The organism is Pseudovibrio sp. Ad5, from assembly GCF_001623095.1.
Classification (GTDB): domain Bacteria; phylum Pseudomonadota; class Alphaproteobacteria; order Rhizobiales; family Stappiaceae; genus Pseudovibrio.
Genome location: NZ_LMCH01000026.1, coordinates 1 through 13185 on the forward strand (window position 1 = coordinate 1; position 13185 = coordinate 13185).

A 13185-nucleotide genomic window follows, 5' to 3' on the forward strand; every position below is an offset into this window, starting at 1 on the left:
CAGTTTTGGTTGAGCCGTGAAACTGAAATACATTTTTGGCGATATCAATCCCGATGATACTAACTTCCATGATCACATCTCCTCTCGCGCTATATCCTCAACGCTATCTTGGCATAAAGCGATGCCTGGCTGGGAGGGCGTCCACTCCATCGTGTGTGGGCGTTACGAACAACAACAAGGGAACATTGAATCTCATTCACCCAAGTTTGGTGATTTTGAACTGGTAAGATGCGGACTTTGCTGACGTTCAATGCACTGCGAAAAATCCGGCCAGTGAGAGGCCGTTGCTAGCGTCGAGGGCCTCAAGCGGACTTTTGAGCGGTTCTACCGAGGGTTGATAGGTGTTTTAAATGGATGCAAGTTCTCTCCCAAACTCAGCAGCAGTTGGAAGTTAGCTTTTGAAGTATGTTTACCGACGTGCAGCTGTTTAAGAAAGAGCACAAGAGTTAAGCGTGGAGGTATTGACCAGAATTGGCATGCAGAACTTCAAAATCAAACCAGAGGGCGACGCTGCAATATCACCTTCAGTCAGATCAACTTTGAGTTCTAAACTTTATGATTAATCACTCCTTGCATGTTGTTGATGAATGATCTCCGCTACGTTTAGCCCCATCTTTCTGCAAGTGCGTCTTCTTTCTGATTAAACTCTGCGTGGTGGAGAGCATATAAAAGTTTGAGGCATTCCCCAAAAAAGGGATCTGTATATGCGATTGCTCCAAACGTTTAAATGCTGTCGGTTTGGAATAACCCGCAGACGCGGGTTATTCCATATTGGTTATCACGCGAACATGAAGTCATCTTCAGTGATGTTGCTTACGGCAACGTCTGAAAGGGTGATGGAGCTACCCTCATAAGAAATGATGGTGTCATCATCCTTCCCGGAGATGTTCAGGTCGTTGAAGCTATCGATATTGTTTATGAATTCAATTAGATCAAAGCCATCTTCGAAGTCGATGATTTCATCAGCACCCCAATTGGTATCGAATACAAACCTGTCATTTCCAGAACCTCCGGAAAGCATGTCGTTGCCAAAACCGCCTTCAAGACGATCATGACCAGCATTGCCATAAAGAGCATTGTCGGCAAAGTTACCGATCAGCGTGTCGTTGCCTGACCCTGCATAGGCAGTTTCAATCACTGTATCGCGCATGATGGCTAGATTGCCTTTGTAACCATTCACATCAGAATAGGTTTCTGCCAACAGCGAGATTTTCTGATCAGCACGCACAGAACTAAAGTTGAGAGTGTCCTGCCCTCCACTGTCAGAGATCGTGTAGGTTACCCGGTTTAGATCCGCCAGATCATCATAGTAACCGCCAGCGGTTGAGTTTTCGCCATAAACGGTATCACCACTGCGAATGTTATCAGCGGTACCATAGAGATCCTGCATTGCAAGAATGTCAGCAATCATTGGCGTAACGACATAGGCATAGCTAGCGTCCACAGCAGAGTTCTCGTTTTGAGAGAAGTAGGACATAACTGTGCCCTGCCAAGAATCGTTCGCATAGTGGTTGTCTACACCATAGCGTGCGCTGCCGTTGTAGTTGCCAGCATGCCCCAGGCCGAGAGCATGGCCGATTTCATGGATGTAAGTCTGGAATGAATAGGAATCCAGGCTGGTTCCACTGTTCTTCAACCATGAAGTGCTTACGTTTACAATTGATGACTGAATGGTGCCGCCATATGCGCGGGAGCTTGAGTAGGCACCGCTTCTATCATCACTGAAGGTGATTTGTGCGCCAGAATTCGCCTGCTCAAAGTTGATGCCCGTAGTCATCGACCAAGCATCAAGAGCTTTGATCGCGAGAGCCTGACCATCACTGTTCAAGCTTGTTAGGTTTACCGTGATCGTGCCACCTGGTTCCACATCAAATGCACGACGGCCACTGCGCCAAGCTACATCAGTGAGCTGGTTAGCGATTTGATCATTGGTAAAGTGCCCTTCAGGCACAACGATCTCAGGATCCGGGTCCACAGGGTCCGGGTCCACAGGGTCCGGATCTACAGGGTCCGGGTCCACAGGGTCTGGATCTACTGGACTGGCATTTTCGATTACGTCAATCTTATAGCTGCCAGTATAACGGTTACCAAAGGAAGAAGCCCCAATATAAAACTTGCCGCTGGAAGTGGCCGTAAACGTGATCTCAGAATTACGTCCTTCTCCACTATCGTCATCAAAGGCAATACGGTTACCATCACTATCATAAAGCGTAAGGACAGTGTTGCGAACACCGTAATACCCGGTTCCTTTTAGGGAGACTGTGTACTCTTTACCTTCTTCAAGCTCGATTGCCACAGCATCACGATCACCGCGGTAGCTCAATCTTCCAACAAAGCTCTCGCCCGCATCAATTGTATATGGTGTGGAGCGACTAAATGGGGCATCACGCCATTCATCGCCAGGTGAAGTCCATTTGTAGGGATAATAGCCATAAGGATTGTACTTATAACGGCTAGAAGAGCCCGAATAACTGTAATGCATCTTACCCTCAATTTTTACTTCAATTACAGAAGTAAAATTGATCATCTATCAGTAACAAACAACTCTAATTAGTGTTTTTTCCCATGATAATTTTGTTCACAAAACATAATATAAACTTAAATCAAATAGGTGCAAGTATAATTAAGTATTTATTTCAAATGCACCTGACTGCTAATTACTAATCTAATCAACATTATCTAATTGATATTATTGATATATAATCTAAAAATTACCATTTATGTCGATTTCTAGGAGTTGCACTGAATAAATCTTATTCTCCATTATAAAAATTATTTACACATAATATAGCCATATTTTCATATTTTTACTTAAATCTGCTCGGTATCGAAAATTCCATCAGAGATAGGCCCAGTGGACGCACGGCAGTATATTTTGCCATCGTTAAGAACAATAAGAGAACTTTGCCGAGTAACCACAAACACCCTGATTTGTTAGGCTAATTACGCTGTTCTTAAACAGTTAATGGACGGATTAAGATCGGTAATACTGCAATCATTCGGCAATTCTAAACTTTGCTGCAGGTGCGAAAGCCTAACTATGCGAGTAATGTTTTGAGAGACGACGGGCCATTACCGGCGATTAGAGCGTTTCCATCAATAGTGAGGCAGTCTGGATTGTAGTCTTTCGGAGTTTCCCAGACCACTTCCTTTTCCTACGCAAAGGTCACAGTGCTAATGAGTAATACCGTGCTCAGGGCGGGGATAAATTAGCGGGATTGGTGGATATGGATTTTCGACAGGTGGAGAGCATTTGCCCGCCACTTCTGTTTACAAGTGGCGGGCGGGTCTATGTTGGGTAGGTGGTCTTGCTCAGACAGGAGAATGGTCAGAACTTCAGAGCAATGTTTGCTTTGAGCCCCTGATCGGTGAAGCCGGAACCAAACCGGCCATCGTATGCCAGACCTAAGGTTGTGTTCCGTCCCAGATCCACCGATGCTCCCAGATTCAGCAGAAGAGCATCTCTGGCAATCGGGATACCGGCAACGGAGAAGTCATCGCCTCCGGCAAAGGCATGATTGACAACAGGAGTTATATCGCCAAACGCATGCTGCCAGGCAGCTTGTGCTGATAGCTTCGCGGTGAATTGACCAAGGTTCGCCCGTGTCTCTGCACGCAGCCCGATACTGGTGAAGGTGCTGTCCATTGTCTGGCGACCAGCCTTCAACGCAGCAGAGCCACCGGTTTCGGAGTACCCATCGCCGGACAACTGGATGTAGGATATATTGGCAAAAGGCTCAAGACTGGTCGCAGCATAATCAAAACGATACCCCGCTTCACCAAAGATCTGCGCAATTCGCACTGTGTAGGATCCTGACAGGTTCTCGGCAAAGCCAGTGAAGGCAACCGAACGGGTCGTGTCGATATCGTGCCATGCATAGCTACCACCTGCGCGCACTCCCAGAGGCCCAAACTCTGTGCCACCATAAGCACCAAGATGCAGCGTGTCTGCCGTCGCAGAGGACGTTCTGCCATTCACTTCGAAACTGCTGTTGTCATAGCCACCGAAAAAGCCAAGACGGGAACTTTCGCCGATCTGGACATCTCCACCAAGAAGGAAACCGCCAATTGACTGGTCAAGCCCTGCGGCATTGCTGTTTCCATTCCAACGTCCCCAGGACCCAAAACCTTGCCCCCAGAACGCGAGGCTCTCGCCAACGTGCTTTTCCACTTGTTCATGTCCATCCGCAGCAACGGAATCCATTGCAACGCGCACACGACTGAGGGCTGCCTCGCGGGCAAAGCGGCTATCTTCAATCAGCGCTGTTTTTATTGAGGCGTGGGCTTCGCCTGAAAGCTGATCGAGTGCTCCTGCTGCATCCGCATTGGACAGGTTCAAGACTGAATTGAACAAGTCTCCGCTGCCAAGTGAGAACGCGCCTTCACCTGTAGCGCACTGATTAGAACTCATCCCGGAAATGCAGAACGTGCTGGATGCCATTTGGGAACCGAGATAAACATTGTTGGCATCATATGACAGAGCAAAATCAAGGAATGCGAAGTCATCTGTTGGTGCGGGTGAATCAAACGTTCCGGAGACGCCCCCTACAGCGCTTAAAATCGTATAGACCGTATTGGCGGCATAGGTTGAACCATCGTCGGTTCCGTTCTCCGGCTTAACATGCACCGTACCACCATTGATTGTCACGGTACCGCTGGCAGCCAGCAGATCGTTGTTGGTGCCTGCTGCATTGCCCCCATCGTTCAACTCAACTTCAAAGGTTGAACCACTATTGAAAACAAGAGAAGTCGCATTCAGAGTCCCGATGGAGTTTCCCGGAGCGATTACGGCACCTGAATGGAAAGCAACAGCCTCTACAGTCCCCGAACCACCAAGGCTACCGCCATTGACTGTAACATCACCAATGGTGCCATTAACAACCAGTTTGCCCGCTGTCAGGGTTGTGCCACCTGCATAGCTGTTATTGCCCTCTAGAATAAGTGTGCCTAGGTCAGTTTTATCCAGAGAACCGGTCCCTGTAATGTCAGAAGCTATGGTCGCAGTGAAGTCTGCACCAGCATTCGTGCCATCGCCAATACGGACCGAGGTTTTGCCATCAAGCGCAACCTCGCCACCTGTGACCTGATAGCCATCGACAGCAAACTGCAGGCCAGATGCAACCGAGACACCTTCATCAGCGACCGTGACAGTACCCGCCGTACCTTGAAAAACGAAATAGCTATCAGGGTCATAGGCCAGATCTGTGAAATTGGCAGAGTTGGTCCAGTTACGGCTTGAGCTATTCCATGTGCCCGCGCCGCCATGCACGGTGCCGTTAGCGGTTGAAGTGCCGTTCCAAAACAGTAAATCCCGCGTCGAGGCCAATAATGACACAGTGCCAAGCGTTACAGTGGTGCTCAGGGCATAGTCGTAATCAAGAGGGGCATATCCGATTGTGAGGCCATTGTCTGTCAGGCCCCCGTCATAGGTGACTAATGTATATACACCTGCACCAAACGTGCCGGTATCGGTTACATCAAGCGTGCCATCTAAGGTTAGGTCGCCACCAACGGTGATCAGGTCGCTATCGAGGCCTACAGTGCCATCGGGTGCGCCTAGACCGAAAGCGAGTGTCGCATTTTCATCCAGAACAAGGTTACCACCGATCATCAAAGTGCCACTCCCTTGATAACCTGGAGAGAGCGTGCCACCTGTAGCCTCGACATTGCCGACAGTACCCGTGCCCTCAAGTGTTCCGCCCGTCAGCTTGATCTGCCCAGGCAGCTCGCCATTAACGATCAATGCACCGCCAGTGATATTCGTCGTGCCAGCAAAACTGTTGTAACTACCATAGAATTCACCCACACCGCCGGTCCAAATCGTTGTGCCCGCTATCTGATTGATTGTGTGGCGATATCCTTGATTGGAATGAATCGACCCGATGTCGACATCAAAAATATAGGCGTCATCAGTGTGATTGAAGTTAAGCTCGCCATTGGAAAAGCGAAAATAAATGCTTGGAATATCCAGTATTCCCGGGGCCTGAGCAACTTCACCTTTCGCAGCACCGATATTGACGGCAAACTGGCTATAATCATCTAAATAACCAGAATCACCAAATCTGATCCAATTGGGTGAGGAAAAAGTACCGCCATTAGAAACGGTGAGCGCACTCGTTCCATATTGGAAATTTAGTCTCTTTATAGATGAAAGTATAGATCCTTCGCCCGAAACAAGGATACGGCCTCCTTCTGTTGGTGCTGGTGGGCTTTCGAAGCTATGACCAAGATCAAGATTGCCGTTTACAGTCAGACGCGCACCGTCAAGCACGTTAAGCTCACCGCGGGCAGGTCCGGGATCAAAAACATAATGCTCTGCAAAATTCAAGTCGCCGGTAATGGTTCTATCTTCTTTATCGCCATGTTTGTCCTCGCCAGAAATTGTGAGCGTGCCAATGCCCCCATCGCCGAGGGTCATATGGCCACTGCCAAAGGAGCCGTAGTTTTTGCCGGTAAAGACAACATCTGCACGACTAATTTGGGGAGTTGCCGTCAGCGCTCCTGCAATGATTGAAATCGCAAGCCTATGTGAAGCTAGGGCTGATGTGTTTTTGTATGCAAAGATCAAGCGTTGCATGTGCGTCTATCCCTGGAGAGTGAAAAATCGGAAAAATTTAACCACAACCGGATCAGATCGCTGTCTACGCCCGCTGCGCTGGATGGAGATCCAAGCTCAAAATCCATAACTGATGCGAAGGTAAGATCGAGGTCGCCATCAATAGTCAGCGTGCCGGGGCTGTTTCCGGCAGCGATGGTGCCGGTCAGCATTACGGTACCGCTGCCGATCGTGGTCAACGCTCCGGGTCCGGTTAGCGTTGCACTTATGCTGCCGTTTTCTAAGATGTATGAACTACCCGCGAGCGTGCCGCCGGTGACTGCTCCATCCCTCAGCATGAATGAATCCGCGAAAAGGGTTGCACCCGTGGCGATCTCCAGCGAGCCACCAGTGAGTGCGGTATCACCCACTGTCTCATTATCGGTGATCAATAGGCGCCCGCCACTGACACCCACATCGCCCGTATCGGCCAGAGCATTGCCGTTATGCACATCCACAGAACCTGAAGCATCGTCGCCTGAGGCAACGTATAAATAGCTGGCAACGAACGCTTCACCACCGTTTTGAATGGTAAGCTTGGCACCTGACCCAGCTGTCACCCCAATATTCAGGGGGCCACCCACATCCCACGGACTAGGATGGTCCGAAACGGTTGGATCACTATCAATTGTTAGTGACGAAGACCCATCAATATCCTCGGCCCAAGCAAACCGGCTGGTGGCTGCCAAATCTAGGGCAAAGAGTGCAACTATTGGGATACGCAACGCTGAAACTACAGTTTTTTGCTTTCGTCTTGTCTGTGAACCAAAACTATTCTGGAACATTCGATTCCTCGGATTTTAAGTATTTGTAATGTGGTCGTAGGGCAGCGAAAACCAGGGAACTTCAAACTTCGGTGTTGAAGGAATGGTCCATATTTGGCCCCGAATACAGAACGCCGAGCGGAGAGAAAGTGGGAATGATTTGTGCTCGCGAACTTACACCAGAGGGGAATACTCCCCCAGCTAGCAGCATCAACACCACCAACCAGCGGACCAGAGATGCAAGCAGGGCGTCTTGCGCTTGATGGCAAATTGCGGAGGAGTCGTCTGAGCTTTGAACCAACGCCCTAAAAGGCTGTCTGTGGCGCGCTCGCAGATGTGTTTAGCCGCATGCATAGAATGCCCCCTTAAACGTAGTCACTACAGATCTTTCTTCCCAATCATTCGCCAGACGGCACGCCGATACCGGCGGCAGCGGTCAAAATGCTGACACTTGAATATCAATGGGATAAAAATACAGAAGGATTGTACGCAGTCAGCTCCGCAAAGAATGCTAAGAACTTAGCAATCTAGCTATTTACTCAGATTTGTGCACACGGCATGAGCGATCAGACCTCAGAGAGACAAATGCTCGACTCTAGCGGCATCAATCCAATCTGACAGGGCTTGCTCGTCCGGCACGGCAATTGCGCCATACTTCAGTACGATTAGGCCATTGTTTTCCAGCTGTTTGAGTGCTTTACCCATAGAAACACGTGAGGTGCCCACAGCGATTGCCAACTCAGACTGGTTCCAGTTGAGCATCCCAGGCACTTCTGAAGCTTCGAGCATGTTCTGCAAAAACACCGCTGTATAAGCAGGCAAAGGTAGCAAACGCAGATCGTCAAGCATGTTCAGCGCCACATTCAAACGGCTCAATGTCGCTGGCAAAGCTGCGCGGGCGATCTCGGGGTGAGCGTCCATTAGCGTTAGAAAATCAGCTTTGAGAACATAACCGATTGTTGTTTTACCAACTGCTGTAGCATTTTGTGTCCGCTTGCGACCGGTCAGCACGCCCATGATGCCAATGAAGTGATCCTCACCAAGCACAGCAAGAATTGTTTCTCGGCCACTGGGGCTGAAACGCCCCATTCTAACTGCCCCTGAACGTACAATGAGCAAGCGATCACCATCATCACCGGTCGAGAAGATCGTGCGGCCGTCCTGATAGGTGTGGTGATGCTCGACAGCTGCAAAAGCGGCTTTGACCTTTGGGGTGAGCAGGTCAAGGAACTTGAGGCTCCCGTGATCCAGCAATCCTGTCATGGCCAAGGTTCCTTAAAAAGCGTTGAGGGCATACACTTCATCACGTATCCTGAACATCGCCCTGGTTGTCAACACACCACACAGTTAGGTGCAGAGGCTCAATTGTGGCCGCAGTTAGCGATATTCACGAATATCTACAAATGGTCATGCTGACAACTGAAGAGTGCGGAGCTGCTCCCTACCAGCTCCTTGATTGCTAAATGTCGATTTTCTCTGACAACGAAAGTGCATCTTCAAGGTTTATACCTAAGTATCTGACAGTACTGCCCATCTTTGTGTGGCCAAGAAGAAGCTGCACGGCTCGAAGATTACCTGTCTTCTTGTAGATTTGCGCGACCTTAGTTCTGCTCATTGAGTGTGTACCGTAAGAGCTTGGTTCTAGCCCGATTGAAAGAACCCACTCCTTCAACATTCGGCCATATTGTCGTGTCGAAATATGCGACCTGTCATGAAACCGGCCTGGCCACAGGTACTCTGACCCGATCATTTCTGGACTGTCTATCCATTTTGACAAGGCTGATCTGGTTCCCTCCATGAGTTCAAACTGCACAGGCTTACCGGTCTTACTCTGTATTATTGAAGTGCGCTCTTTCACTCGCCCAGTAGTAGAAACATCGATAACCTTAAGACCTACAAGACCACACCCTCTGAGTTTGCTATCGATTGCTGTATTGAACAAAGCTAGCTCACGTATTTTGCCTGCGATCTCAATGCGAACACGAACGGCCCAAACGTGTTTTGGTAGCAAAGGGCGCTTTTGCCCGACAATCCTGCCACGATTCCAGGCTGGTTTTACTGGTCTGATCATAGGAAGGTTTGATATGGTCATGACAGCTCCTCCATACCGCCCTCAACCACCATATCTAGCTAATCTTACAGCGTGCAGAAGACGGTATTGAGGTCTAAGTTGGTAAAGGTAACGAACTACTAGTTTGCTTGCCAAGCGTTGCTCGGAAAACCAGAATATGTGTAGTATAGTTTTCGGCAAAGTTTCTTGATGACTGAAATCGCTTTGATATCGGGCCATTTGGAGACATTGGAGCATTTCCATCGGGGATTGAAGTAGCCCCAACCTAAGGCGTTTACGGTAGCCTTCATGCATATCCCGCCAAGGGTAACCTATCCCCAAGACAGACAATATACCATTGATGAAGCGCCAGTTCTCTTATACTGGACGGCACCTCCGCCACGCTCACTGGGCTCCAGCTTCTCTATGACCATTCCTGATCATACAAATCGTCACGGATACACAAAACTCCCCGTCATTACGGGGAGTTTGAAGTACGCTATACTTTGCAAGGGAAGAGCTTAGTCAGCGGGGTCCAGATCCGGCAAACCAATTTTGTAGTATAACTTATTGCTGTCATTGCCACCTTCCGAATGCCGGTGCACTTCTATAAAGTGGCCATTATTATCCATGGTTACAGCAAGATTGGAGCCATGGTCGTATTTCTTACTTTCACTCCAGTCTATCTTTTTTTTCTCAAATTGTATTTTTCCAGTGCGGTAGTATAGGTCAGCGCTGCTACCGGAACCTCGATGAACCTCCAAACAATTACCACTATTGTCCATCGCTACTGAGTGATCTGAGCCTGAATCGTATTGGATACTATCACCCCAACTTATGGTCTTTTTGCTGAAGTCTATTCTGCCAACGCGGTAGTAAAGTTTATCGTCGTTACCAGAAGCCGGGTTGCCTCTATGTGTCTCTACGCAATTACCATGATCATCCATTGCGATGGCAATGTCAGCGCCCGTGTCATATTTGTAGCTATCTCCCCAATGTATTGTCTTTGCAGTGGAGTTAACGATCCCAACCATGTAGTAGAGATTGTCTTTGTCGTCGCCGCTACCGGTGTGTAGCTCAACGCAGTTACCATGATTATCCATGGCGACTGCGACCTTGGTCCCGGTGGTGTAATTTTGATTATTGCCCCAATTGACTGTCCTGGCACCTATATCCGCAAGTCCAACGGCATAATATAGTTTATTGCCACTCCCACTTTCCCTATGCACACAGATACAGTGGTCTTTATTGTCCATAGATACGGCAAAGTCGGAGCTGCTTGTAAAATATATACCGTTTCCAAAGTCGATACGATTGCCGGAGAAATGCGCCCTTCCTACGCGGTAGTAAAGTTTGTTGCTATTTCCACCAGAGCCACGGTTCATTTCCAGGCAGCCTGAGTTGTAATCTGTAGCGATCGCCACCGAGGAGCCTGTAGTGTAATAAATGCTAGGCCACCAGACAGCGTCAATAGCTGTATACGCCTTCCAAGTCGCGATTGAAAACGTTCCAGCTAGCGCACTCCTAGAGGTTGCAAAAATCTCAATACTGGTAGGTGACGTTATCTGAAGACCTTTCCCCCATCGAAAATTGGCACCAAGTTCTGATGGCCACATCATATCTGTATCTGGCTTATAGCGCGCCTTGATATCAGCTAAGCTGATTGCGGTTGATGTATCGTCGTATCTTGTTTCCGCGTCGGCTGACGAGGAAGCTCCAGTCTCCAATAGTATTGGAGCACGAACTTCCGTCACACTTGCACTATGATCTCCTTCAATCTGGAGTTGATATAGACCGAAACTTCTATCGGTGCCGTGCATCGTGAAGATAAAGAGTTCTCCATTTTCCTGTGTCGCGAGAGCGAAGCCACCCTCCGGACTAAATGTGTCAGGCAGATCTTTCTTTGAAATCAACTGAATGAGGTCGAACTGGGTTTGCGCAATAATGTCAGTAGTTTGGGATCGATAGACACTTAGCCCCGGGCTGTCCCCTGCAATGACAATGTATTTTCCCTTTTCTCCACCTACTGCCTCTTCAGACTTTTCTCTCGTCATTCCTGCGCCATTTACCCCGCTATCGTCCCTCGGGATCGTGGTCAGAAGTTTCATCGGTTTGTTTTTTGCCGTGGGGCGCACATCGTATATTTGTACTTCCGAGCAGGTGTTATGTTTGTCACTTTTCTCGAGTGTAAGTGCCATATAGCTACCGCAGACTTGAACACCTCCTGGATGCCCCCAAGCGGGATCATGTTCGGTGTTATAAGTTGCTTGAATGATGTCACTGCCTCCATATTTTTTTGGAATTTTATTTCCAATCATGTATATGCCTTGCTGGTCGTCAATCATCACGTTTGTGTGCGTGAAGATTAACTTTGAGCCAAAAGCACCAACTCCTTTAAAATGTGAGTAGATCGAAGGGTGGATGGTAAAATAGTAGCCAGTCCCACCAGAGTTTGCATTGACACTGTCAAAAGTTGCTGCGGCATTTACCATCTGCGGGTTCTCCGGAATAATTTCCGTCGTATCACCGCTTTCAATCACAAATCTAGCGTCGTTGGTTTTTCCATCTGTACTGGATGCATCCACCGTCCAATAGTGCTCCTCGGAACCTTCGGTTGGAAAAACTCTCTGCACCGGCAGGAACTGAGAAGTCATGGTTTCGTATATCTGATCGCTTGTGCCGGCATCAATTTTGTTCACGTTCCCAATCGGATTGGCGAACGAGAAATAGATACTGATAGGGTTTTCAGGCGAGGAAGATTTATATTTTACCCAGCCTGCGCATCCTGCGACAGACATTTCTGCCTCATCGCATTCGACGGTTGCGCGACCACCATCGGCAGCTATTTCTTTTGGCCACTCGCTGTCATCTGCTAGTTGACCATATTCTAAGTGAGCTTGCTCAAAAGTGAAAACGGATGAGCTGTTATTGGTGAATTCTAAGCGAATGCGATGGTCTTTTTGCATAGGCTCTCTCCCTAATGTTAAAACGCCGCCATCGAAATAATGTCGTTAATTGGCTATGGGCCGTGACACGTTGCTATCATCGGTTACGATAACAGGTGCCGTACTCGAGGCTTTGGTCCGCGGGAGTGTATTTTTGTTGGAAGGTAGTACAACCCAAGATTGTTTTGTCGCCTATATGTTTTCGCTATAGGTCGGTGTTTCCGCTTTAGGTTCATCGCCTTACAGATTGATCAAGGAGACTGAAAACTCTAGGCCCTGTTGACAAAGCCCTTCCTGTGCAGAGCACAGGACACTGCGCAAAGGTCAGGCTCGTGCCTTCAACTTCTCGAAGGATGTTCTGGGTGAAGCCCGCCTCATTGAGCAGGCCTTTGGAATTTGCCCCAGTGCTCGATCTGAAGCCATGACTATGCTCGAAAACCATCTTCAGAGTGATAAAATAGCCCTGAAGGGTATCCTTAGCGTACTACTCTACCCCTAACCTCAAACGATCCCTGGATAGGTGCCGAGTGGCACCAAAAGACACTCAGAAAGAACATCCAGTAGTTGATGTTCAAGATTGAAGGTATGAAAGTGACCTGTAGTTGAACACTGGCCAAAGTTTGGACGGGCTTTAAGCCATGTGATCGGCCGCTTCTCTAATCGGGCGCTGAGGTCAAGCTCTTTTTCCTTTTCATTCGGATCATATCCATCTCCGGGTCACGCTTCTCTTCGCAGTCTGGGTCGCTCTTTACAGTGAGCGGCTGCATGCATGTGCCGGAATGGTTGTAGAGAGCCACGCTAATGGACGCGCTTTCATGGCGCAGCAGACAT

6 protein-coding genes and 1 pseudogene are annotated in these 13185 nt (G+C 48.6%); 1 reads left to right on the plus strand and 6 read right to left on the minus strand.

The window, feature by feature from the left end:
* Positions 1-778: 778 nt before the first annotated feature.
* The 6 genes from PsAD5_RS13805 to PsAD5_RS13830 all read right to left on the minus strand — a co-directional run bounded on the left by PsAD5_RS13805 (position 779) and on the right by PsAD5_RS13830 (position 12375).
* Positions 779-2482, minus strand: coding sequence for a M10 family metallopeptidase (locus PsAD5_RS13805; RefSeq protein ID WP_084405971.1), 1704 nt, complete (start codon positions 2480-2482; stop codon positions 779-781).
* Positions 2483-3328: 846 nt separating this feature from the next.
* Positions 3329-6577, minus strand: a complete 3249-nt coding sequence (locus tag PsAD5_RS13810; RefSeq protein ID WP_208988610.1) for an autotransporter outer membrane beta-barrel domain-containing protein — start codon at positions 6575-6577, stop codon at positions 3329-3331.
* Positions 6565-7320, minus strand: coding sequence for a hypothetical protein (locus PsAD5_RS13815; RefSeq protein ID WP_153041387.1), 756 nt, complete (start codon positions 7318-7320; stop codon positions 6565-6567). The genes PsAD5_RS13810 and PsAD5_RS13815 overlap by 13 nt, the downstream gene beginning before the upstream one ends.
* Positions 7321-7932: 612 nt before the next feature.
* Positions 7933-8622, minus strand: coding sequence for a Crp/Fnr family transcriptional regulator (locus PsAD5_RS13820; RefSeq protein WP_063292536.1), 690 nt, complete (start codon positions 8620-8622; stop codon positions 7933-7935).
* Positions 8623-8818: 196 nt separating this feature from the next.
* Complete coding sequence (locus PsAD5_RS13825) at positions 8819-9451, minus strand: tyrosine-type recombinase/integrase (protein ID WP_063292537.1); 633 nt, start codon at positions 9449-9451, stop codon at positions 8819-8821.
* 479 nt (positions 9452-9930) lie between these two features.
* The gene (locus PsAD5_RS13830) at positions 9931-12375 is read right to left on the minus strand and encodes a hypothetical protein (RefSeq protein WP_063292538.1); all 2445 of its coding nucleotides are present in this window, start codon (positions 12373-12375) and stop codon (positions 9931-9933) included.
* Between the two features lie 286 nt (positions 12376-12661).
* On the opposite strand from PsAD5_RS13830, the pseudogene PsAD5_RS27645 reads away from it, so the two are divergent.
* A pseudogene (locus PsAD5_RS27645) lies at positions 12662-12853 on the plus strand (hypothetical protein); the annotation flags it as partial.
* Positions 12854-13185: the final 332 nt, after the last annotated feature.